Origin of the sequence: Aliikangiella marina (genome assembly GCF_007004765.1) — a bacterium.
Lineage (GTDB): Bacteria > Pseudomonadota > Gammaproteobacteria > Enterobacterales > Kangiellaceae > Aliikangiella > Aliikangiella marina.
On sequence record NZ_VIKR01000006.1, the window covers coordinates 288,760 to 313,099 of the forward strand.

The following is a 24,340-nucleotide window of genomic DNA, read 5'->3' on the forward strand; positions in this document are numbered from 1 at the left end:
AACTTTTAATGGACATAAAAAAACAGCGCTTTAAGCGCTGTTTTTTATGTTGTAGGAGATCGAATTTATCTTAGAGTTTAAAATTCACCCCTAAAAAGATAAATCGGCCTCGCGGACTGACTGGGAATGAGTAGTCAGTAATAAATGGCTCTTCGTCGGTTAAGTTTTTAATCCCACCGTAGATTTCTAATTGCTCATCGACTGCGTAAGATGCACTCAGATCGTGGATCCAAAACTCATCTTGCATGACGGAGTCGCCGTACAAGAACTGTTGTTCGATCTCAACAAAGCGAAGTAATTGTTCATCCATATACTGTGATTGAGTACCAACCACTAAGTCTTCCCAACTCCAGGTAAAGAAAATATTACCGGCTAGTTCGGGACGATTCACTTCTTTAAGCTCAGGGTTGATTACACTGAGGTCGGTCGGGTTAGTAAACTGATCGATTTTATGGACTCGAGTACCTTGCACCTTGGCATTGAAACGGTGTTCATCGATATTGAAGTCGTAACCAATTGAGAAATCAAATCCTGCAGTTTCGACTTTTGCAAAGTTAATTAAAGTCTGTCTGATGAAGTTAAAACCGCCAGCTTGGAGTGAGTTAGGATCGTCATTGCGCGACAAGAACTGACAAAACTCCTGATTAAGACTAGGACCTATAAAGCAAGAATTAACGATATCCTGAGCAGAAACAGCCTGAATCGCATCATCAATCTCGATTTCCCAATAGTCCCAAGTAATCGATAAACCTTCAGCGAACTCGGGTTGGTAAATGAAACCAAGCGTTTGGGTGTTAGCGGTTTCTACATCTAAGTCAGGATTACCACCAGCGATCCCACCGAAAGATGCTGATAGTGGATCAGCAAATACATAATTTCCCGAACCATCCGTAGGGTCAATTCCAATTCCAGCAAAATAGGTCTCGCAGTTCGCTTGCGTTTGGGCGGCTAGGGTTGGATCCTCTGTGGCAACGGCGGCTATTTGTGCAGCGTCACATGGATCGTTCGGTCTAAATGTTGTCCCTAACGGTGGCCCGAAAAGCTCGGTGATATTGGGGGCGCGAACCGCTTCAGAGAGGGTTGCTCTGATAGAAAGATCTTCATAGGGCTGATAAAACAGGTTAGTTTTCCATGTGGTTGCGCTACCCAAGGTAGAATAATCCGCGAAACGAGCGGCGACTTCTAAAGTCAATTCTTGTGCGCCGGGCACGTCTCTGAGAAGTGGTAAAGATGCTTCGATAAACACTTCAGTCACATCAAATTTACCAACTTCATTCTCCACGTTGAGTGCTGGCCTAAATACCAGACTGCTGTTCGCTGATACATCGGCAATGTTCGTTCCTGCAGGGAATACCGAATTTGCAGGAATTACACCGCGTTGTAGGTCATCAAACAATGCTTTAGATTCTTCTTCGCGGTACTCTGCGCCTGCGACAAAATCGATTACGCCGTGCGGGAGTTCGAACCAATCACCGGTATCACCGACGATATGACCAGAGATGACCAATTGTGATAGTTCAGTTTCCGAAACTGAGTCAGCGGTGACCCAATCGATCGCTTCTTGGGTTATTCCAGTTCTTCCTGCCCAGATATTTAAGGGTACACATTGTCCAGCCCCTGGGGTGAATGAAAAATAGCCAGGATCATAGGTCGGTATATCGAATGGCGTGGTTAAAGCCGGTGCGCCTGGGTCAACCTCTATTCGACAAGCTGGGTTGCCTGTAGCAGGATCGGTGACTGCATCAATCGCTGCGAAGAATCGATCGTTAATAATCGCATTGCGACCAATAATTTCCTCTTCGTATTTCCCATAATTGATACTCGCTTCATAGTCAAAACCATTATCAAATGTCCCCTCTATTCCGGTGACTAATCGCAGCGTGTCTCTCTCGGTTGTTTGTCGACCCGAACCAATACCAATGGGATCAATGGTGATAGCAACACCACCGGTGGCTTGTGCGACCGGTTGGATAAATGCGGGTAAGAACGGGTTATCCGGCGCACCAAATAATAAGTCCCAGAATGAAGTCGGTTGGTTCTCATCTTCGGTTTCTTGGGTCACATATTTGAACTCGAAGAATGCCGTTGATAGGTCAGAGATATCATAGCTTCCGATCGCGTTAAACGTTAATTTCTCATCGGGAAGGATAATGTACTCGTCATTTTGAATAATGGTGTTGAAGGAGTCACCACCAAAGCCCTGAAAATCATCGGCGACTAAGCCGTCGCGAATAGGGCGATAAGTACCGTCAGCGTTTACGTTCCAACAACCACCTACGACACCGAAAGATGCGGCACCGAACACTGAGTTATAACCAGTAAAGGAATCTAAACAATCCGGTCGACCATTGCCATCAAGATCGATATTTGTTAACGGATCGAAACCTGCGAAGGTGAAAGGGTTGCCTGGAATAATATATCCATAACCGGAAGTAAATGGAAAAGTTCGCTCAGGCAGAATTGCCCGTTGCGGCGCATTTGCAGCACGTGCGATTAAATCTAACTCGGCTTGAGTTAAGGTTGGGTTCATCCCAAACTCTGCGAAATAATCAGCAATAAAGTCGGCCTGATTAGGAATGGGTAAACCAAACCTGAATAATCCGGTATTACCGTAGTTATAATATTGGGCGAAATTGGGCATAGTATTTGGGTCAATGTCACCTTGTTGGAAGCGCAAATCAGGGTTTAGCCAATCTCTTGCTGAACCGATTTGTCGACCATTGGCGCGCTCGCTTGCTCGCAAACCTTCATCTTTTCGATAGTCTACTGCGATTGCAATATTGCCTTTACCGCTATCAAACGGTGTCCCCCAGATAGCCGACAAAGTATTTTGTTGGCCATCTCCCTCGCTTGATTGACCAAACTGGTAATCAACTTCAAAACCTTCAAAATCATCTTTTAAAATAAAGTTCACAACACCAGTCACGGCGTCAGCCCCGTAGATTGCAGACGCGCCACCACTGAGTACTTCGACTCGTTCGATTAATTTCATTGGAATTGAACCGACATCAACTGCTTGCTGACCTGATACGCCCGCTACGTGACGTCTGCCATCGACCAAAACGAGCGTTCTGTTGGCACCTAAACCTCTGAGATTTAGTACGTTAGCGCCATCGGAAAACCCGCCATTATCTTTTGAACCTTCACCGGTTACTGATGAGAACAGTGCGGGAACATCATTGACGACATCGGCGATAGAGAATTCGCCTGAAGCTTTGATATCATCGGCATCCAACGATTGTACTGGTGAAGTTGAAGCTAAATTGGGATCCCTCGCCAGTCTAGAGCCTGTAATGATTACCTTAGTGGCAGTATCATCTTCTGGCGCATCGCTACTTTCCTCGGCCGCATAGATCGGTGCACTCAGTGAAGCAGCGAGCAATGAGGCAATCGTTAGGTTGAGATTCCGCTTTTTGAACGGGGCGTTGAATACCCGTTTGCGTCTGCTTGTTAGTTTGGTCATTTATTTCTCCTCGGTTCGCATTTTTGAGTTTATTGTTATTCTAAAAAGTCACAATAGTGTTGTTATTAGAAGTGACTTTTCAAATCAAAGAATAGTCGCAAACATTCAATATTTCATTGACTTGGGTCGTTTTTCAATCGATTGAATAGGTTGCTTTTTAATAATTTAAATCTTCTCGTATGGATTTAAATCAGCTGTCGATAAAACCGGTTAATTCCTTTAAATTGCAAAATAAGACTCTGCAACTACCGTATCATTTGTATGAAGTATGGAGTGACCTTACTCGTCGAACCACTCGCTTAAGTAGAACTCTTTGTAAGAATTAGATTCGAATTTATATATTTTTTTTATCATTTAACTCTCGTCTTTGCACTTATCTCGTCTTTGAAGATGCTGAACGGAAATTATTTGTTTTCCGAACTGAGCCGTCAAAAGAACGAGTTTTAATTGATTGAAAAATGCTATTCACAATTTTCATCAAACCGGTAAACCCTCGAACTGTGGTTTGAATGAACACTGCTCTTTATCGAGTGCGAATTAAAATATATTTATTGATTGCCAATGAATCTAATTCAATCCGACCTGTGCTGTCAATCGTTAAAACTAAAAGTTAGATAGAAGCCAGCTGGCTGAAGTTTTTGTAGTGGTTTACAACAATGTAAGTTGATTAGATGCAAAAATATAATAATAAATTATCATGTTTCTTATGTGGGAAATAAAAGATAGTAAATGTTAGTTTAAGCAAAATAAATGGTTGTCAGGTTATAAAGGGCAAAAAAACTTGAGTCAAGCAAATATCTCAAAGAAATAATCGATTTATCACCCTAGTGGTATGGGATGTAGTCAGAATTGTAATAAAAGTGTCACAAATAGATTTAAGTTATTACATAGACTTAATCTAAGGCAAGTGTGCTTTGGATAAATCGCGTATTTATTGTGACCCATTAGACTTGTCGCCGTTAAACTTTTAAAGGACAACGTGTAAGGACTATGAATAAACTTAAACAAGTTCGAACCAAGTTGCTCTTGCTTTCTGCTGTACCATTGCTGGTATTTACCATCATGATGATAGTTAGTATGACAACTCTTGGTAGTGCGAGTACTTCTGCTCAACAAACTATGGAGCTCCGTCTGCAACAAACCCAATCCTTGAATTCAATTGTAAGAGCTTACACACACAACGTCATAGATATCGCACACAAAGCCCGGTCTGGGATGATGTTGTGGGGCGATGCTGCAAAAACGGTTACTGAAGGCAAAGCCACTATTCTTAGTGAATGGGAAAACGTCAAAAGCATGTCCTTGTCTGAAGCGGAGCAAATCTTGTTTGACGAGGCATCGCCGTTATTTCATGAATCGATTTTAACGCTTGAGAAATTAGAAGGATTTATAGAAGAACAATCCTCTTACAGCATGGGTAATTTTGTCGATCTAGAACTTTACACTTCGCTTGACCCGCTTTTATTAAAATTAGATGAGCTAGTTAAGTTACAGAAAGAGATAGCGACTAAAGAAGCAAAAGCCAACTTGGAAATGTCAGAGAGTCTCAACCAGATATTTACCGCATTACTTTTGGTTGTTGCATTATTAATCATATTGGTGGCTGTATCGATTTTTCGATCGATTAATGCGCCGCTCGAAAAATTAAAAGCAACCATGATCAATGTAGAGCAAGATTCAAATTTGTCATTACGGGTTGATATCAATAGTCAAGATGAGTTCGGAGAAATTGGTGCTAAATTTAACGCGATGATGGAGCGTATACGAGAGCTAGTTCAAATGCTCAGTGCAACCGGAAAGGCTCTCGGTCATTCTGCAGAAAATATGCTTATTGCCAGTGAGGATTCTCAAACGCAAACGGCCAACACAAAAGATGAGCTATCAGTTGCTGCTAGTTCGGTTGAGGAGATGTCTCAATCGGCTGACAATATTTTCCAAAATATCGAACAAACTCGTGCCGTCACACGCGAAGCTGATGCTCAAGTACAAAAGAATTTAGCCATGATTAACGATGCGACGACTCGGATCGAAACTCTAGCTAACCAAATTAGTAAGTCGGCTGAGCAAGTTGATGTTGTCAGAGAACACGGTCAGCAAATCGATGCTATTTTGACGGTGATTAAATCAGTCGCAGAGCAAACGAATTTGCTTGCTTTAAATGCGGCGATTGAAGCTGCCAGGGCAGGAGAGCAAGGCAGGGGCTTCGCGGTTGTTGCTGATGAAGTGCGTTCACTTGCGCAGCGAACTCAAGAGTCGACTCAAGAAATTGAAACGGTCATCATTAATATTAGGGAATCCACCGAAATCGCAGCGTCACAAATGTATGAAAATGCGGAACATGCCAATCAAAGTGCTACGTTTGTCAAAGAGACTGAAGACCATCTTCAAGTTATCATGGATTCATTTAGCGAGATAAGAGATCAAAATCGTGCGATTAGTGAAAGTTTTGGAGAGCAGACTCAAGCGATTAAATCGGTCAACGAATCCGTCCATCGAATTTTTGGCCTTGCTGAAAATGGGGCTAAAACGGCGCAAAACACCTACCAAAATGCCTCAAATATCGATAAGTTAAACCAAGAACTTAACAAAGCACTAAACCAATTTAGCATTTAGTTAGGGCTTATTTAAGGCGTTCGCTGTTTAGCATCTTATTATAGTTAAATATTGACGAAACATTATTTTCAGCTCCCAACAAAAAGCTCGCTTTAAGGTAATTATTTATTGCGACCGTAAGCAATAATTTAGATTGGTCATTATTGTCATTCGCTTGAACAGAATTGCCCTATCGTAGAGACGAGTACTTCATTTACACTAACTGTCTTGGTATCACGATACTAGCAAAAGGTTCTGTTATGTTATTCAATAGTGATTTAAATTTTGAGTTGGCGGAAAATTCAAAAGTTTTTTGGCGTCTAAAAAATACACCAGTCAATCATTATTTCTTTAATTTAACGAATTATTTTGAGTTAAGAACGCCATTCTATTCTTTCAGTCAAGCGCGACTGTTTAGTAGTTATAAATTAGAACTAATTAACCAGGCTTCACTTAAGATATCAGTAACGCCAATCCAAAAGTACAACGAAGTATTTGCAAACATTGAACCAAGCATGGTTGTTCAGTCAAACCTATTTTTCACCGGGAGCGATGAGGGAGGGGTAAGGCAACCTAAAGTCAGTAGGATGCAGAATGGCGAATTAAAGACATTATGCAACCTACAACAGTTTCAGGCTTGGATTGAGTCAAGCAGCAAGGTTAGCCATTGGATGTGTCCCGTTTTAACTGAAAAATCTTTTCAATATTCAGGTGGTTTGATGGCGCCTGAAATCCGTATTTTTATGATTAGCCTCTCGATGCGATCCTCAATATCGGACTTTGATAAAAAACAACTTCGAAGCTACGCAATCAAATCAATGGACTCGTTAGCAGCACCATTCCAGGCCTAGTCATTGATACCGATTCGAGCAACCAAAACTTGCTGGTTGTTAATCGACTAGATTTCTAATTCATCCAAGCCGCGACTTCCTGACTCATAGACTTATAGTCCGTTACTGCGTTTTAATACGGGTAAAAATCCAGCCTTGTTAGGACGTTGGTATTGAATGAGCATTTAAGCGGTTTGAATGATACTACAGTAGAAAAAATTAATGATGTTACACGATAACAGGGACTTATTTTCTTCGCAAAAAGCTAAAGCGTTTCTTCTTGGGTTGAAAAAGCGTTTTACAGCTTACGATTTGCTCTGGAGTGAGAAGGGTGCTCGGAACGCTCTGTTTGATCACTAAATTTTCAAACTTTTTATCGGCGAGGTCAACGATAATCGGTTCGTCTAAATTAACGCCCTGTGCATTTTTCAAAATAGCGAGATTAGTCCGAAGCCTTTTTGCCGGATTTTGTTCCATTACCATTCCAATCGATGAGTCGCTCAATTCAACGAAACTTCCAGTTGGGTAGATGCCGACAGCTTGAACAAACTTTTCAACTAATCCTGCTTCAAAGTAGCAACCAACTTTAGCATTTACTTTTGAAATTGCTTTGGATGCGGAAATGGCACGAGCGGCGACTAACGGGTTAACGAGTTCATCATAGTAAACCACAAGTCTAACAATTTGCGACAGCATCGGGATTTTATGACCCGATTTTTTCCCAGGAAATCCGGAACCATCGGCGTTTTCACAGTGGTTTTCTAACGTGTTGTAAACTGAACTTGGAAGTGACTTAAAGGTTGCAACTTTGTTCAGCGTCATGAATAAATGTCGTTTGTAGTTATCGCTTATATTGTCAGGTGAATATTTGACTAACTCGGATTTTTTAAGTTTCGATAGACCGATAGTTCGCAAAAGCAATGACAATGTTAAAAATTCAATCTTTCGTTGCTCAAGTCCTAAGTGTCTAGCGAAGATTACGCCGGTGATAGTAGTGCTTAACGCGTATTGAAAGAGGCTTTTATAAGAGCTATTAATTTTAGCGACCCAGTTTAAAGCATCCGGGTTATTGAGTGCGCTTCGAACCATTTTTACAGAAACGGCTTTAAGTGCCTGCATGTCACCTTTATTTATCTCAGCACGACGCTTGATGATATCGGAAAGGGTGATTGCGGCTTCATCGTAAACTGCTTTAGCCGGACCGATTTCTCGTGAAAACGAGCTAACGATCTCATAGTTGGTAAAGCGAAATTTTTCAATTCTAGAATTAGCCTTGATTTGTTTCTTGCGCTGCTCATTAATCCGCGTCGCCAAATTATTGCATGTGGGTTTGCTCACAATATCCAGCTTGATATTATGTTCATAAGGTATATGTTTGGATAACCGCAGATCGATGAATACGTGCTGACACATTGAAGTCAGTTGATCAATTTGTTCATTTGTTTCGATGAGAAAACCTTGGATCGGAAACGCTGTTGCACTCCAAGGCATGTCTAGCTTGGATACAAACATGCCTTTTTGAAGGTTAAAGGCTTGAATACGTTTGGTGGTTAACTCCGAATACATCTGAAAACTAAGGTAGATTTTTGATGGCGCTATTCTATTTGTTTCTGTATTTCATCCTATGGCAATTATGTTCGAAGATATGACAATTCTGTTCAAAATTGCATTTTGCGATAATTTTACACAGACATTATTGTCGCAATAGTGTAGTGGCCCTAAGTCCACCGAACCTCGTGACTGCAGTCTTAAAGCGTCAATCTAGTGGTCAGAAGTTTATGCAATGGGGGCGAGCACGCTACAACGCGTTACACTGGTGTCCATAAAAGCGCTCATCGAGATCAGACAGACAAACCCACTCAATGTTTATTCCACCCAGGCTTTCTTGTGGCTTTAGTAAAATCACCCCAGGTTTAGAAAAGTGTTTTTCATTGACAGAGACGATGATAGTGCCATCAACATCGAACTCAATGGCGTCGATATAAGAATCTGTGAGTGCTTTGGGGTTTAAACCGATGAGCGAAGGCGTCGCCGGCCAACGTCCCTCAAGCATATAGTATTCCACTACCATCGACTTAAGTGGTGCGGTTTTAACCAGGATATTGGCGAAATGGGCTTTCTTCATGGCATTGGGTACCAGTTTATCGCTCAATGTTTCAGTTATTTCACCTAATAAATCTTTACTTGGTACTTCAAGGCTTGGGCCACGGCTGCGCACTTTGTTGATTAGATTTTCATCGGCCAGCAGGTTAGTGGTTGCATTTTGGATGGCTTGCCGGATTGTCTTAATCCTTACGTCAGCATTATCTTGATTCCAATGGTTTGCTGAACCAAAAGTGGTACCTTGGAAGATTTGTTGTTTACTCCGCGCATCGATTATAGTCCATTTTAGCGAAATAACTGCTCGCCTATTTTTAAAATTAGCAGAGCTAAAATCGTCCGGAGAGGCGCTCAATGAGATCCCTTTGTTGCCTCGGTATTTTTGTTTTATCTGTTTAGCGCAAACATCATAATCTAAACTTACTGGTTCAATGTAAAGGAGTAATGAGTCATTGAACTTTGATAAATTGAGGCTATTAATTGACTTATTGGTCGTAGTAATCGGGTAGTTTAACTGTCGAAATACGGTTGAAGCTGCAATGCCAACAGCATTGTATGACGGTAAAAGAAATTTATGATTACGCTTGATATTTTGAATTGCTTTAGTGGTTGGAGAAACGCAGTCGCCGCCGAAGTAATAGGTTATTTTGAGTTGGTTATTGGCATTGTTCCAAAAGTTTTCAGGACTGACCAACAATAGATGGCGAATAGTGTCATTCGACTTAACTGGAACTGGGCTAGCAACGGGAATAGGTTTAAACGAGCTTGATTGATCGAGTATGAGGGTCTCTGCCGAGTGGTTTTCCGGCGGTTTCTCCGAGTAATGTACGGTGCCGTTTTCATCTTTCCATTTATAAAGCTCGGCGCTTTTTAAGCTAGCGGCGAAAAAAAATAGCAAAGTTAAGCAGAAAAACCGACTAAAAGCATTACAACTTGAAATGGAATGCTGGGCGGAAGGAGCCGTCATCTGTGGTGTTTTTCGATAAAACATAAAATTCAGGCTCGCTTAGATATTCAAACTAAAGGGAGAGTGGTTCGGTTATTTGAGTACCGCTTCCAACGCATCAGCGACATAATCGAGGCACTCGGTATTTAGACCGGCGACGTTAATGCGGCTAGAGTCTGCCATGTAAATGCTGTAATCCTCTCGCATTTTTCTGACTTGCTCTTTGCTGATTCCCAAAAAGCTGAACATTCCTTTTTGCTCGACAATAAAGCTAAAATCTTTATCAATATCTCGAGCTTGAATCTTTTCTAGGAGTCCAGCGCGCAGGGATTTAACCCGTTCAGCCATACTATTGAGCTCGTCTTCCCATTCTTTTCTCAAAGCGGGATCTTGTAATACGGTGTCCACTAAAAAGCCGCCGTAAGCAGGTGGCATTGAGTAGTTTGCTCTTGCAGCATCTTGAACATGGGTTTGAATTGCATGCGCATTTTCTGCGCTTTTAGTTTGTACAAGTAGTGTTCCTGTTCTCTCTCGGTAAAGGCCGAAATTTTTCGAGCACGAAGTTGCAATAACCATTTCTTCAACGTGTTCGGACAAGTAGCGAACGCCTTTAACATCCTCTTCGAGTCCATCGCCTAACCCTTGGTACGCGATATCAACAAAAGGTATGAAACCTTGTTCGGCAGCACGCTTGGCGATTTGTTGCCATTGCTCATAGGACAAATCGGCACCGGTCGGATTATGGCAACAGCCGTGAAGGAGAAGAATATCGTTTGGACCCAGTTCAGCGAGTTTCGCGTCCATGGCATCGAATTTTATTCCTCCTGTCTCAGCATCGAAGTAAGGGTAACTCTTAATTTCTAGACCAGCAGATGAAATTAATGGAATATGATTCGCCCATGTTGGATCGCTTGCCCAAACGGTCACTTCGCCTTTAATGCGCTTAAGAAGTTCCGCGCCAATCCGTAAAGCGCCACAACCACCGGGGGTTTGTAAACCGGCGACGCGACCACTTGCCACAGCTTGAGAGCTTTCTCCTAACACTAAAGATTTTATGCCGTTTACAAAACCCGCAACACCAATAGGGCCGAGATAGGTTTTACTATCCTCTTTATCCATATGGATTTTTTCTGCCTTTTGGATAGCCTGCATAATCGCGGTATGACCGTGTTCGTCACGGTATACTCCAACGCCTAAGTCGACTTTTTTTGGATTGGTGTCATTATTGTAGAGGGTGATTAAACCGAGAAGCGGATCCGCCGGTAGCACATCTAGCTGGTCAAACATTATTCAACTCCAGTTGATTAATCGTTATGGGCACAAAGAAAACAGGTATTGTACTCTGCCTTCAGAGACATTCACTAGTGTTTCAAGTCAAAAATACCGGCTTTTTGCTAAAAGTTATGATGTTAATATGAAGATAATTGAATCACTGTGATCGAGGGATTAAAATTATCAACTCAAAACGCTTCCTAGCGAAATAGCGATTGCAAAAAACTCGCTCCAAAATAAGGATTAGTTCAATGTTAAGAATAGGGCATGGTTACGATGTACATGCATTCGGTGGTGACAAGCCACTTGTTTTAGGGGGCGTTACCATTCCGGCGCATACCGGTTTAATTGCCCATTCAGATGGTGACGTATTACTCCACGCGGTTTGCGATGCGTTATTGGGTGCGGCGGCACTCGGCGATATTGGCAGTCACTTTCCTGATACTGATCCAAAATTTAGAGGGGCAGATAGCCGGACGCTATTAAAGTCTGTTTTTCAATTGCTGCAATCGAGTAGCTATTCGATTGGCAATCTTGATGTCACCGTTATTGCACAAACACCTAAAATGTCTCTTCATATCCCGCAAATTAGAGAGAATATCGCGCAAGACTTGGCGATAAATCTCGATCAAGTGAATGTTAAAGCGACCACCACCGAAAAGCTGGGGTTTGTCGGTCGCAAAGAGGGGATTGCGGTTCACGCGGTAACCATTATCGAAAACTCCGACATGGTGCTATAGCTCGAATGACGAATGAGTATACCGAAAGCCAAGACACGAATGAATTTACTGAAAGCCAAGATAAGACGTCGCCAGTCTCAATAACCCTTGAAGCTTGTATTGCTCAACTAAAAGCGTTACCGCATTTTAGTCAAGTTCCAGCCATTAGTGGGCGTATCAGAAACGACGCTACAGATTTTGATGTCACCGAGCAACTGAGTTTTGAGCTTTGCGGCCAAGGCGAGCATTTATATTTATTCATTGAGAAAAAAGAATCTAATTCGGATTGGATCGCGAAGCAGCTGCAAAAAATTGCAGGCTTGCGCTCGCAAGATGTTGGCTATGCGGGCAAAAAGGATCGATTCAGTGTTTCTCGACAGTGGTTTAGCCTTCACCTCCCTGGGAAAGGTGAAACTGACGCTGCGATTATTGAACAGATTAAGAATGAGTTAGCAGAGTCAATTAGCATTCTAAAGACAACTAGACACAACAAAAAGTTAAGAACCGGTGCTATTAAAAGTAACTATTTCAAAATTATCATTAAACAACTTGATGGCGTAATTTCGGAGTCGTCTGTTGCGAGTTTGCGGTCAAAAGGCTTTCCTAATTACTACGGTTATCAGCGGTTTGGCCGAGATTTTTACAACCTGATTTCCGCTGATAAGTTGTTGCGTCAACAAATTCGAGTTCGCTCTAGAAATAAACGGGGTATTTATCTATCTGCTGCTCGTTCTGCAATGTTCAACTTACAGTTAGCAAACCGGATAAATTCAGGCTTCTGGGATTGCGCCCTGGAGGGAGATTGCTTGATGATTAATGGTTCACAGTCCTTTTTTAACTGTGAACAAATCGATGACGATGTAAAACAACGAATGGAGTCAGGTGATATTCATCCAAGCGGCTGGCTGGCAGGTCATCAGGCATCCCAAGTCACGAAGCAAGCCAAAGCCGTTGAAGGAGAAACTGTTGCCCAGTTTGAGCCTTGGATAAACGGGCTTAAGGACTTTCGAATGGATTCGGCGCGCCGCGCTTACCGAGTAATTCCTGGTGATTTAACGGTTGAACAAGTTGACCAAACCACCGCCGTTATCGAATTTTCGTTACCTGCGGGATGCTTTGCGACCTCGTTACTTAGAGAACTGGTCAATATTACAGATGCGCAAATTGAGCGCTCGGCTCCAGCGAAACAAGAGGAATAAGCTGCAATGTTGAATATCCTAGTGAGTAATGATGATGGGGCTGATGCTCCAGGTATAATTGCCCTCGCTGAAACGTTGCAAAACGAACATCAGGTTACCGTGGTGGCTCCGCACAAGAATCGCAGCGGTAGTAGCAGTGCATTAACGCTCGACAGGCCGATCCGCAGTTCGGTGCTTGATAACGGTTTTTATTCTGTTACTGGAACCCCTTGCGATTGTGTTCATTTAGGCTCGCATCGACTGATGCAGTCGCCTCCTGATATTGTGATTGCTGGCATTAATCGCGGCGCTAATCTTGGGGACGATGTTCTATACTCTGGCACTGTTGCCGCGGCGATGGAAGGAAGAAGCATGGGATATCCGGCTATTGCAGTCTCGCTCGCCGGAGAGAAATGTAACCACTATGATTCCGCTGCTCAAATAATGCTCAATATGCTCAACCATCTAACCGATTTTAATCTTAAGTCCGACATTATTCTTAACGTTAACGTACCTGACTTGCCTGCTGAAAATATTAAAGGATTTAAGCTAACCCGGTTGGGTTGTCGGCATAGAGCTGATACTATTGTTCCAGCCGAAGACCCAAGGGGAACGCCGGTCTACTGGATTGGGCCGCCGAGTGAACCGCAAGATATTGGTGAGGGGACCGATTTTGATGCGATTGAACAAGGCTACGTCTCAATAACGCCCTTGGTGATCGATTTTACTGCTTATCAGAGCTTTAATTCAGTAAAAGAGTGGATGTCAAAATTATGATAACAACAAATATGGCAGGGATTGGGATGACCTCACAAAGGACCCGTTCTCGCTTGATCCAACGTCTCCGCGATAAGGGCATCATTGAGGAAAACGTGCTTTCAGTCATGGAGCAAACTCCACGGCATATCTTTATCGATGAAGCGCTTTCCCACCGTGCTTATGAGGACACTTCTTTGCCAATCGGTATGGGACAAACAATTTCACAACCCTATATTGTGGCGAGAATGACAGAGTTATTGGTCATGAGTGGGCCGATGAATGATGTTTTAGAAATAGGCACGGGTTGTGGTTATCAAACGAGTATTTTAGCCGGCGTCTCCCGGCGCGTTTATACCATCGAACGCATAAAACCTTTGCAAAAACAGGCTGTCGACCGCTTTAAAGCATTGAACTTACACAACGTCACCCATCGCCATGGTGATGGTTTTCTCGGCTGGGAAGAGCAAGCACCCTTTGATGCGATTATCGTTACTGCAGCGCCTGATCAAATTCCACAACCACTCATCGACCAACTCGCCATTGGCGGACGAATGGTTACGCCAGTCACACTAGCGAATGGTAATCAAGAATTGTATCTCGTTGAAAAAGATGAAGAAGGGATTTCGTCGATGAAAATTGAAGAAGTTAAGTTTGTTCCGCTTCTTGGAGGAACAATTGAGTGAAAATTTTCACTAAAATGTATGAGTCCTGCCTGAGGTGGGCTCGGCACCGGCACGCGACCTACTATCTAGGTACTATGAGTTTCGCTGAATCCGTCATTTTTCCAGTTCCGGTGGATGTTATGCTAGCACCGATGTGTCTTTCACGACTGGAGAAAGCTTGGTATTACGCGTTTATTGCCACAGTCACGAGCGTCTTAGGTGGGATTTTTGGGTATTTTCTTGGTGCATTCTTGTTCAATGTTGCGATTGAACCGATGTTGTTATCAACTGGCAAGTTAGAAGCGTTCAACAACGTAATGTCGCAAGTCGAAAAGGACGGCGCTTGGATCGTTTTCTTGTCAGCGTTTGCCCCAATCCCTTATAAGCTGGTTACCGTAAGCGCGGGGATTGTACCGATTGGGTTAACCGAATTCATCATTGCTTCGATAATTGGCAGAGCAGGGCGCTTCTATTTAGTCGCAGGGTTGATTATTGCCGGTGGCGAGAAAATGGAGCGAAAACTCCACCAGATTATCGATTATCTCGGCTGGGGCGTGGTGATTCTTGCTATTTTGGCTTATTTGTTGTACAAATATACTTAATACTCAAGCAAAACAAATAGTTAAAGGCTTTTCTTAATCTAAAATCTTAATTCTGACGTTTGCAAGGTGGCCGTTAGAGCAATTCGATTAATTGAAGCGGCTTTAAAATATTGTTTTGTTTCAAAGAGTTAGAAGCCTTGTTAGGCGGTTGTAACGGGTTAGTTGTAACGGGTTGAGAGTTATTTCAGTTGCGCCACAACTAGTGAAAGTACCAGCGTTGCTCTGGATATTTGGAAATCAACAGCGATGAATTTAAAAGCGTTTTCAAGTAAAACTCTTTTTAGCCTGCTAGCAGCGGGGAGCCTTGTCGCTTGTTCTGAGCATCGTCCCGCACCGGTTTACGATCTTTACGCAAAAAGCGCTCAAAATAGTTTTTCCCGTTCCATCGATCAATCTATCTACACAGTCAAACCAGGAGATACGCTTTTCTCTATCGCTTGGATGCACTCGATTGATCATCAGCAACTCGCGCATATCAATCAGATTAAAAACAACCGAATCTATCCAGGACAAAAACTCAAACTACGTAAATCTGATGAGGTCAACGTTTTTGATCAAGAAAGTCTTGTTGCGGCCGTCTACGGCGAGGTACTCAATAAGCCTATCATTTCAAGCTCAAGCGCGCCGAAACGAAAAAGCGTGCAAGTTGCTCGTGCCAAAACCAAGCAAAACCGTCCTTCAGTGAGAGTCGCAAAACTTGACCGACGAACCCTAAGTCGAACCAAAGCAACGCAAACGAAAGCCTATCATCGTCCCGCTGCCGCAAAATACACGAAACGCTCGCGCAGTAATTTAAATTGGATCTGGCCAACCGAAGGGCCGGTGATCGAGAAGTTTTCTGCAAATACCAATGCGAATCGAGGCTTGGATATCGCGGGTAAACGCGGGCAACCTGTAAGAGCGACAGCACCTGGTAAAGTCGTTTATAAAGGAAATGGATTAAGAGGATATGGTAACCTGGTCATTATTAAACACAATGATGATTACCTGAGTGCCTATGCGCATAATCAAACAGTGCATGTGTCGGAAAATGAGTTTGTCAAAGCGGGTCAACGTATTGCCGATATAGGCTCAAGTGGTGCCAAAAGAGACAAGCTTCATTTTGAAATTCGCTACAAAGGCAAACCGGTTGATCCAATGAATTATTTGCCGAAAAAATGATGCAAAAGAAATTTTAAATATTTGTTTTAAAAATCTAAAGTTATATGAGAGGTGGTCGATACACAAAGTAAGGCTAATAAAAAGTACATTGTGTACAGTAAGATATTTTCGCAGGTATTTGTACACAAACCCCCAAAAAACAACGATTTATAGCCAAGCATTACAAAAAATTTTCTAGGGCAATTGTCCTCATGGTGGAGAGCAAAAAATGGCAACTAAGAACGCAAAAAAGCAAGAAGTTATCGAATCAGATATCGATTTAGTGGAACCAAGCGAATCACATCTAGCTGAAATTGAGGTGCAAGAAAAGTACAAATCTGAGCCGAGTCGTCGCGATGGTGGCTTTGACGCCACTCAGATGTACCTTGGTGAAATCGGCGCTTCCCCGTTACTCACAGCAGAAGAAGAAGTTTACTTCGCTCGAAAAGCGCTTAAGGGCTGTGAAGCATCGCGCAAACGCATGATAGAAAGCAACCTTCGCTTAGTCGTAAAAATTGCCCGTCGTTACAACAACCGTGGATTAGCACTGCTTGATTTAATCGAAGAAGGCAACCTCGGTTTAATACGTGCCGTAGAAAAGTTTGATCCCGAGCGCGGATTCCGCTTCTCAACCTACGCCACTTGGTGGATTCGTCAAACCATCGAACGAGCAATAATGAATCAAACGCGGACCATCCGATTACCGATTCACGTTGTAAAAGAACTTAATGTATACCTCAGAGCTTCTAGAGAGCTTGCACAAAAGCTCGATCACGAACCAACTGCTGAAGATATCGCCAAGAAACTTGATAAGCCCGTTGAAACCGTTGCAAGAATGCTGGGGTTAAATGAAAGAATATCGTCAGTTGACTGCCCAATAGGTGCGGATAACGACAAACCATTGCTCGACACCATTGCTGATGAGCGTGAGTGTGGCCCATCGAACCGACTTCAAGAAGAAGACTTGAAACAAAGCATCGAGTTTTGGTTGAACCAGTTAGGTGAAAAGCAAAAAGAAGTGCTTGCGAGACGCTTTGGACTATTAAACTATGAGGCGGCAACCCTTGAAGACGTCGGCTTGGAGATTGGTTTGACTCGCGAAAGAGTTCGTCAAATCCAGGTGGAAGCTTTGCGCAGATTGCGGTTTATGCTGGAGCGACAAGGTTTAAGTTTATCAAGTATTTTTAACGTATAGAAGTGATTATCGAAAGTACCAAAAAGCGCTTCATTTGAAGCGCTTTTTTTTGTGTTATCCCTTTCTATCTGAGCGATTCCTTAGCTTAACTACTCGACTTGATTGCTAATGCGTGGATGTCGGTTTCCATGAGGCTGCCGAGCGCTTGGTAAATCGCCTGATGCTGCTTTAGGCGGGTTAAATCTTTAAAATCATCCGATCGGATAATAACAGTGAAGTGGCCTTTGCCTTCTTTCGCTCCGGCGTGACCTGCATGAAGGTGGCTGTCGTCAATCACCTCAAGTTGTGAGGGTTGAAAGGTTTCAGAAAGGATCGTCTGAATTTGTTCTATTCGATATTGGTTGTCCATGATTAAACCTTTGAAGTTCTAAGGAAGTACCATTTTAAATGGCTTAACGGTGACTTGCTGATAGACTCCCGCTGTAATATAGGGGTCGGTATCTGCCCAATCTTGCGCCGCTTGGAGAGAATCAAACTCGGCTACCACCAGACTACCACTGAACCCAGCCTCACCAGGCTCTTCAGAGTCAATGGCTGGGTGGGGGCCTGCAATAACAAGGCGTCCCAATTGCTTGAGCGCTTGGAGTCGCTCAATATGTGCTTCTCTTGCAGTTTTTCGCAGCGGTAAACTGTTTTCGACATCTTGTGAAATGATAGCGTAGAGCATTAATTTTCTCGCGATTGTTGAGTGACGGATTCAGCAGAAGGACTTTCTTCGTTAGCTGACTCTTCAATTTCCTTTTGTTTTTCTGCTTCCAAAATAAAAGGAAACAGCTTATAAATCGTAAAACCTATCAGGACAAAGGTCATACCAAAAATACCAAATAGCTTAAACTTGACCCAAAACGCTTCGGAGAAATTGAACGCGACGTAAAGATTGATAAAGCCGAAAATAAAATTAACCAGTGGCCACGCGTAGTTAACCTGAGCCCATACTTTATCGGGAACATCAATTTCTTCATCTTCAAGCGCAGAAGTAAATAATTGCTGAATCAAAGGCTTTTTCATGACCAATTGGCTGTAAAGTAACACAACCGCGGTCAACCATAACACCGCACTCGCTTTCCATTGCACGAAAAGGGGGTCTCGAAATACCAGCGTCATTCCGCCTAATACTACGGTTAAACCTAAAATCCATAGGTGGAGCTTTTCAAACTTTCCTGTCAGGATTCGAACCCCAATTGTTTGAATAAATGAAGCCACGATAAGTCCTTGCACAGCGGGGTACATTGGCTGTTCTGCACCAGACCAAAAGTAGATGCCAACAAAAATAATGATTGGAAAATAGTCGAGAAGTAATTTCATGGTTTTTATATAAATTCGGTAGACACAAATGCGAGACTACCTGTTGTCTAAGATATTGAGCGGCTAATCATATCTAAGAAGCCACAGCGACGCTATTGAAATCTGATATACTCTCAACAAACTCAGTTAGGTGTCGTATTCTTGTCTGATAAATTTGATTTTCACTGTCACAGTATTCAGTCTGACGGTGGGCTGTCGCCCGCTGACCTTATTGATTATGCGCTTGAGCGAAATATTCAACACTTAGCGTTAACCGACCATGACTGTGTTAGCGGTCTCGCGATTGCTCGAAGTCATATCGAAGAAAACCAATTACCTATCTCGCTTATTGATGGTGTTGAGTTGTCTGCGGCGACCGAGTTTGGGGAAATTCATGTCGTTGGTTTGGCCATTGATTCGGCGAATAACCGATTACAATCAGCACTAAAGATTCAGCAAGACCAGCGCAAAGAACGCGCGCAACAAATCTGTTTGAAGTTAGAGAAGTTAGGCATTACTGGTGTGTTGAGTAAAACACTCGAGTTAGCGACTGAAGTGATAACCCGGACCCATATTGCGTGCGCTATTGTCGAACTTGGCCACGCTAAAGATATGCAGCAAGCGTTTAAAAAATATATTGGTAAAAAAGGTAAAGTTAAGGTCAGTCAGTCTTGGATGCCACTCATCGATGCAGTGGGTCTAATCCAAGGCGCAGGGGGTAAAGCGGTGCTAGCGCACCCAACTCGGTACCCTCTGACCAATCGCAAGTTGAGCCTGTTAATTCAGGTTTTTAAAGAGTGTGGCGGTGACGGGATCGAAATGGCTTACCCAAGTTTAAATCCGGACAAGATGAATTGGTTAAAAATTCATAGAGAGCAAAACGATCTCCTGGCATCCAGTGGCTCTGACTTTCATTTTCCTGGGCTAAAGTGGACTGATTTAGGCCGGTTTCCTCCATTGGATACGACAATCCCTCACTTGAAAGAAACTATTATTTAAAACTTTATTCAATTATCTGGCGTGTTATCATTCGTGTCGGCATCAGTTTCAGCTGTCTGTATTCAATAATCAATTGAGATTTTAGAATGACCCAGTTTTACGAGATACATCCCGATAACCCCCAGCCGCGTTTGATATCGCAAGCTGTCGCTTGTGTACGTCACGGTGGTTTGATTGTGTATCCGACTGATTCGGGTTACGCGCTTGGTTGTCATATAGGAGATAAAAAGGCCCTCGACAGAATTCGCCAAATTCGCAAGCTTGAAAAGTCTCATAATTTTACTTTGGTTTGCCGTGATTTATCCGAATTAGCGATGTTCGCTCGGGTTGATAATGTGTCTTTTCGACTCCTCAAAAATCATACCCCTGGTCCATACACTTTTATATTGAGAGCATCACCCGAGGTCCCCAATCGCTTGCAACATCCAAAGAAAAAAACCATCGGTATTCGTGTACCGGATAACGCAATCACTATGGCGTTACTTGAATCGTTGGGCGAGCCGTTGATGAGCACGAGTTTGATTTTGCCTGATGAAGAGCAACCTTTGTTTGATCCAGAAGAAATCTATGAGACGCTAAAGGGCAAGGTCGATCTGGTGATTAATGGTGGGCACGTTAATGATGTGCCAACTACGGTTGTGGATATGCTTGAGGGCTATCCGAGGGTAATACGTCAAGGTGCAGGAGATCCAGATATCTTTACCTAACTTGAACTCAATGAACAGTTTGAGTTTTTTGTTTATTAAACAAACAGAATTTTGGGTAACCCATGACTCAGCGAGTAATTATCAAGATTCTTGTCATTTATCCGTTGCATTTAATCAAACAAACATTATAATTGCTCGCTCAAAACCAAGCCAGAGTGGTGAAATTGGTAGACACAGGGGATTCAAAATCCCCCGCTCGTGAGAGTGTGGCGGTTCGAGTCCGCCCTCTGGTACCATTTTTTCTAGTGTTACGCTGATAGTGTTCACTGACAAAAAACCTCTTTCCTAATAAAAACCTAAAATCATATTCCTAATATTATTGACATCTTGAGCGCTGTTTTTAGTCTCTACTGTGTCTACAACCTGTGTTTTTCTGTTGTAAGTATGTACCTGGCTGAGCGTCTTATGACCTGTATCGAATTGCTTCTCTTAGTCAATTCCTCCAAAGTTACCTGAGCCTTTAGCCTTTGAGTCTCAGAAGCTAAAATCAAGCTTTAATTTGACTCATTCTTTTCTAGCTAACTTGACAGTTTGTCCCGATATAGGGGGAGTATCAGCAATTTGGAATGTTCTAACAGAAGCGGACCCAAATGCAGTTGTATACGGATCGCTAGGATTTTCTTATAGATTAGGTATAGGACTATGAGTAATAAAACAGCTCCACCGGAGCAATGGGTGGACTTTACGCCCAGTGATACAGCCCGTGCGCCTGGATTCACTCGGGCGATTAGAGTGCGGACAGCTAGAACGGTTAATCTAGAGGACAAAACAGCAAATGCAGTTCCGATACCTTTGCCTGAAACTTAAACATCAGTTTAATTATTTATAAATAGTGAGAAGAGCCGTGCCATGTTCCTTACGCGGCTTTTCGTAAGTGAGATAATGCTAAATTATTCTATATGGGAGCCCTTGCACTGATTACATTCGAAGTGGTTTCCCTGATTCGGATATTGAGTTTCGCAAAGTAGATATGTTTTTCTTGTAACTTACAAAAAATTTCTCTAGCCTAGGTTTGGTTATCCGATAGTTCTCTATCGCATCATGTAATATCAATGTTTATTAATGGAGTAGTTAAATAATATTTAAAGCTAGGAGGCTGTATGAATTCTTACGTATCTCTACTTTTGCGGTATTTATTCTTCCCAGTTGTAATAATTTTATTATCCAGCTGCGGCGAAAAATATCAAGAAGAGCTAGCCAAGTTAGTTGAAGTGTATAATAAAGTTAAAGAGCCTGTTAACTTAAGTGAACTAACGACCCAGTCAAGAATTGAAACTTATCAAAATATAAAAAGCATGCCAAATGCTAATGTTTGGCTGAGGCATGACGTTAGCCATTTCAATACAGCAATAAAACAATCGCTTGATAGCCAGAGAGGAGATGAAGGCTCTCCACTAAAAAGTGCATTCCTAGAGACGACTTTTCTAAAAGAGCAAGCGATAGTTGCTCGGTTTAGATTAGAGGGTTTTCGTAGCAAAGACTCCGATTTTGAAATTACCGGAACCCTAGAAGTGTATGCCGTACCACTACTAAACAAAGGTAATTTGTCTTTTTCAGTCATCGCGTCTGATTTATCTCTAGAGCATTTGCGAATGATAAATACAGATTTTTCCGAAGAGGAGAATCCACTCTCTATAACATTGGTAGAAAACACTATCAATTTACTTCTGCCTTACTTTAGCAAACTTATCCCCATGGCTAAACCGTTTGAAGAGTCATTTACTTTAGCAAATATTAATCCTAGCGAGTTGTTTAAGGGTGAAAAGTGCATGAAGTCTTCGGGCAGCTCAAAGAGTGTTGTTGCCGACATTTTAAAAAGTGCAGTAGTCATTAAGCCTTCAGGAATTGAAATAATCGCTTTTGCAAAACCAAGGTTAATTGATTTAGATGAAAGCCAAAACAACTTGCTAAATATGGAATTAAATGTGCCAACTTTTGAGATGATTGAAGAGGAAGTTGAGAGCTTAAAAACACGTTCTTTCAAATTGGAGGACAGTGTAGTTCAGGAGGCGCTAGGAAAGCCTAACTATGCAGTCGTCGGTGACTTTTTATTGTCATACGCTTTTAATTTACTGGGAGAGGAACTGAATTATAGTGTATCAGGTAAGCCATGCCCTAAACCTATATCAATTGATACGAAAATAGAAGCTTCTAAGGTTAGCGAAAAATGTAAAAAGATTTCTAAATGCAGGAGAGCAAATAGCGATAAGTTAAAATGTGACAGTGCTGATAAATGCAAAAAAAACTTGCATTGCGATTCCGGTTGTAAAGCTCTTCAGTTTGATTGCCATGCAAGAAAAGCATTTTGTGAAGCAGGTAAAGGGTTAAAGATTGCTGCTTGCTATACAGGAAAAGGAGTTGAAAAGGCGTTATGTGAGACTATAAAAGCAACAGCAAATACTGCGTGTGTGGCACTAAATCCAGATGAAGTATTGAACTATCCCGTGGATTGTGGTGTGGCAGCTGGACTAGGAATGGATCACATGGGTAGTATTACTGGTGAATTAGGTACAGATCCTCAAGAGTCGACATTTACACTAGAGCGTGTGGCCGCTACTTCAAATTTAAGTGAGATTAAGCTGTTCGCTAGGGCAAATATAAATGTCGAAGTTAAAGGTAATGTCAGGATAACACCTACCGGAGCAGTAGGTACATTGCTTAGTTGTACATTGCCGACATCTGTAAAAATCAAAAAAAGAATAACATTAAATGGAAATGTAGCTTTAAACGCTACAAGAACTAAAATAGAAGTAAGTGAAAAGGCCATTACTACTCACTATTATAAGCTTAAAAAATCGGAACTTAGATCTAAGTTAGATAGGTCTATTTTAGAGGCGATAATATTGGATAATCCAGAGTTTCTGGTGGCATGTCCAGTAGCTTCGTTAATTGGTTTAATAGATTCAGCAACAGGTGGTGAAAGTGGTAAGAATACATATGATATTGAAATTAATGAAGAGGTTTTCGAATTGGAGTTGCAGCCGATAACTTGGAAGGTTGACGATAGTGAATATCGCATCCCCGTTATAATTGGTAGCATGAAGTCTTTGTAGTTTTTATATTGTAATTAAAGAGACCGATTCCAGAGCTTTCTATTTGAGATAAAGCCGGAATTTAAGCATCGGGGTTTTATACTCGGTATTTATCAACTGCTATAAAGTGCATCAATTGCCGGGCTTAGTTATAGCTCGGCTTCAATTACACGCAATCCAAATCGCCGCTTTCATTAAATCTGAAATCTAATAACTGCGTTTCTGGTTTCCCAAACCGACTAATGTAGTTTGCATCGACTAAAATATCTTCTCGAAAATCTATATCTTTAGAAGACAAAGCAAATGAAATTTTTACTTCCTGTCCACGCATAATAACGGGAAAGGAGTTAAACTCTAGGCGTACCCATGGTAGGTTTTTAGACTTGATTGAAAAAACAATCTCATATCCTTCGGCTTGAATATTTTTGAGTGAGACGTCCATAATTAGCTCAAGATCGCCAATCGACATAGGTCTCTTTTTCGTTTTTAACCAGACAAATCGAGGTTGATTCTCAAGATAATAGCGCTCTTCGTCTTTTCTTATTTTTTCTTTGTAGACATTCATCTCCTCTTTCGTGGCTTCGACGAGCTGTCTTTGCAAATCTAATGATTCTTCTAGTTTTGTAATTTGTTGCTTGAGCGTATCAGTGTTTTCGCTAAGCTCTTTACCTTGTTGAAAGTAACCGAGAACTAACCATGCAAATGCTAGAGGAGCAGCGGTACCTGCGAAAAAATCGCCCCACTCATTGAAGAAAGACTCTTTTAAATTGCTAGATTCGGATACCCCATACAATACCCAAAATACCACCCACACGATTGAGAACGTTACGACGATGTTTTTTACTATCTTTAAGTCCATT

At 42.1% G+C, this 24,340-nt stretch carries 21 protein-coding genes and 1 tRNA gene; 14 read left to right on the forward strand and 8 right to left on the reverse strand.

Annotated features, from left to right (window positions below; all coding sequences use genetic code 11):
- Positions 1-70: 70 nt before the first annotated feature.
- Entirely contained in the window at positions 71-3,463 is a 3,393-nt protein-coding gene (locus FLL45_RS20755) for a TonB-dependent receptor domain-containing protein (protein ID WP_142943982.1), read from the reverse strand.
- Between the two features lie 990 nt (positions 3,464-4,453).
- Here FLL45_RS20755 and FLL45_RS20760 point away from each other — a divergent pair.
- Positions 4,454-6,076, forward strand: coding sequence for a methyl-accepting chemotaxis protein (locus FLL45_RS20760; RefSeq protein WP_142943983.1), 1,623 nt, complete (start codon positions 4,454-4,456; stop codon positions 6,074-6,076).
- Positions 6,077-6,315: 239 nt separating this feature from the next.
- Positions 6,316-6,906: a hypothetical protein gene (locus tag FLL45_RS20765; protein WP_142943984.1), complete on the forward strand. Its 591-nt coding sequence runs from the start codon at positions 6,316-6,318 to the stop codon at positions 6,904-6,906.
- Positions 6,907-7,131: 225 nt separating this feature from the next.
- Here FLL45_RS20765 and FLL45_RS20770 read toward each other — a convergent pair whose 3' ends face one another.
- From FLL45_RS20770 to FLL45_RS20780, 3 genes are all read right to left on the reverse strand, one after another.
- Positions 7,132-8,451 (reverse strand): HD-GYP domain-containing protein, encoded by a 1,320-nt coding sequence (locus FLL45_RS20770; RefSeq protein WP_142943985.1) that lies wholly within the window; start codon positions 8,449-8,451, stop codon positions 7,132-7,134.
- 232 nt (positions 8,452-8,683) lie between these two features.
- The gene (locus tag FLL45_RS20775) at positions 8,684-9,976 is read right to left on the reverse strand and encodes a DUF4124 domain-containing protein (RefSeq protein ID WP_142943986.1); all 1,293 of its coding nucleotides are present in this window, start codon (positions 9,974-9,976) and stop codon (positions 8,684-8,686) included.
- Positions 9,977-10,024: 48 nt separating this feature from the next.
- Positions 10,025-11,218 carry an amino acid aminotransferase gene (locus tag FLL45_RS20780; protein WP_142943987.1) on the reverse strand — a complete coding sequence of 398 codons (1,194 nt, stop codon included), beginning with the start codon at positions 11,216-11,218 and terminating at the stop codon, positions 10,025-10,027.
- A 236-nt stretch (positions 11,219-11,454) separates the two neighbouring features.
- On the opposite strand from FLL45_RS20780, the gene ispF reads away from it, so the two are divergent.
- From ispF to rpoS, 7 genes are all read left to right on the forward strand, one after another.
- On the forward strand, positions 11,455-11,943 hold the full coding sequence (gene ispF, locus FLL45_RS20785; protein WP_142943988.1) for a 2-C-methyl-D-erythritol 2,4-cyclodiphosphate synthase: 489 nt from the start codon (positions 11,455-11,457) through the stop codon (positions 11,941-11,943).
- A 5-nt stretch (positions 11,944-11,948) separates the two neighbouring features.
- Positions 11,949-13,121 carry a tRNA pseudouridine(13) synthase TruD gene (gene truD, locus FLL45_RS20790; protein WP_142943989.1) on the forward strand — a complete coding sequence of 391 codons (1,173 nt, stop codon included), beginning with the start codon at positions 11,949-11,951 and terminating at the stop codon, positions 13,119-13,121.
- Positions 13,122-13,127: 6 nt separating this feature from the next.
- Entirely contained in the window at positions 13,128-13,877 is a 750-nt protein-coding gene (surE, locus tag FLL45_RS20795; RefSeq protein ID WP_142943990.1) for a 5'/3'-nucleotidase SurE, read from the forward strand.
- Complete coding sequence (locus tag FLL45_RS20800) at positions 13,874-14,542, forward strand: protein-L-isoaspartate(D-aspartate) O-methyltransferase (RefSeq protein WP_142943991.1); 669 nt, start codon at positions 13,874-13,876, stop codon at positions 14,540-14,542. The genes surE and FLL45_RS20800 overlap by 4 nt, the downstream gene beginning before the upstream one ends.
- Positions 14,539-15,123, forward strand: a complete 585-nt coding sequence (locus FLL45_RS20805; RefSeq protein WP_142943992.1) for a YqaA family protein — start codon at positions 14,539-14,541, stop codon at positions 15,121-15,123. Before FLL45_RS20800 ends, FLL45_RS20805 begins: the two co-directional genes overlap by 4 nt.
- A 246-nt stretch (positions 15,124-15,369) precedes the next feature.
- On the forward strand, positions 15,370-16,284 hold the full coding sequence (locus tag FLL45_RS20810) for a peptidoglycan DD-metalloendopeptidase family protein (protein WP_142943993.1): 915 nt from the start codon (positions 15,370-15,372) through the stop codon (positions 16,282-16,284).
- 208 nt (positions 16,285-16,492) lie between these two features.
- On the forward strand, positions 16,493-17,458 hold the full coding sequence (rpoS, locus tag FLL45_RS20815) for an RNA polymerase sigma factor RpoS (protein WP_142943994.1): 966 nt from the start codon (positions 16,493-16,495) through the stop codon (positions 17,456-17,458).
- 85 nt (positions 17,459-17,543) lie between these two features.
- Here the strand turns inward: rpoS and FLL45_RS20820 are convergent, their stop codons facing one another.
- The 3 genes from FLL45_RS20820 to FLL45_RS20830 are packed head-to-tail and all read right to left on the reverse strand — an operon-like array spanning position 17,544 to position 18,763.
- Entirely contained in the window at positions 17,544-17,807 is a 264-nt protein-coding gene (locus tag FLL45_RS20820) for a BolA family protein (protein WP_142943995.1), read from the reverse strand.
- An 18-nt stretch (positions 17,808-17,825) separates the two neighbouring features.
- Entirely contained in the window at positions 17,826-18,125 is a 300-nt protein-coding gene (locus FLL45_RS20825) for a YciI family protein (protein WP_142943996.1), read from the reverse strand.
- Positions 18,125-18,763 carry an inner membrane-spanning protein YciB gene (locus FLL45_RS20830; protein WP_142943997.1) on the reverse strand — a complete coding sequence of 213 codons (639 nt, stop codon included), beginning with the start codon at positions 18,761-18,763 and terminating at the stop codon, positions 18,125-18,127. The genes FLL45_RS20825 and FLL45_RS20830 overlap by 1 nt, the downstream gene beginning before the upstream one ends.
- Positions 18,764-18,904: 141 nt before the next feature.
- On the opposite strand from FLL45_RS20830, the gene FLL45_RS20835 reads away from it, so the two are divergent.
- The 5 genes from FLL45_RS20835 to FLL45_RS20850 all read left to right on the forward strand — a co-directional run bounded on the left by FLL45_RS20835 (position 18,905) and on the right by FLL45_RS20850 (position 23,501).
- Positions 18,905-19,741: a PHP domain-containing protein gene (locus tag FLL45_RS20835; RefSeq protein WP_185964570.1), complete on the forward strand. Its 837-nt coding sequence runs from the start codon at positions 18,905-18,907 to the stop codon at positions 19,739-19,741.
- Positions 19,742-19,827: 86 nt separating this feature from the next.
- Positions 19,828-20,448, forward strand: coding sequence for an L-threonylcarbamoyladenylate synthase (locus FLL45_RS20840; RefSeq protein ID WP_142943999.1), 621 nt, complete (start codon positions 19,828-19,830; stop codon positions 20,446-20,448).
- A 149-nt stretch (positions 20,449-20,597) separates the two neighbouring features.
- Positions 20,598-20,684: transfer RNA gene (locus FLL45_RS20845), tRNA-Leu, on the forward strand.
- A 406-nt stretch (positions 20,685-21,090) separates the two neighbouring features.
- On the forward strand, positions 21,091-21,255 hold the full coding sequence (locus tag FLL45_RS22850; protein ID WP_185964571.1) for a hypothetical protein: 165 nt from the start codon (positions 21,091-21,093) through the stop codon (positions 21,253-21,255).
- A 293-nt stretch (positions 21,256-21,548) separates the two neighbouring features.
- Positions 21,549-23,501: a hypothetical protein gene (locus FLL45_RS20850; RefSeq protein WP_142944000.1), complete on the forward strand. Its 1,953-nt coding sequence runs from the start codon at positions 21,549-21,551 to the stop codon at positions 23,499-23,501.
- A gap of 145 nt (positions 23,502-23,646) precedes the next feature.
- On the opposite strand, the gene FLL45_RS20855 is transcribed toward FLL45_RS20850, so the two are convergent.
- The gene (locus tag FLL45_RS20855; protein WP_142944001.1) at positions 23,647-24,339 is read right to left on the reverse strand and encodes a hypothetical protein; all 693 of its coding nucleotides are present in this window, start codon (positions 24,337-24,339) and stop codon (positions 23,647-23,649) included.
- Position 24,340 lies beyond the last annotated feature (1 nt).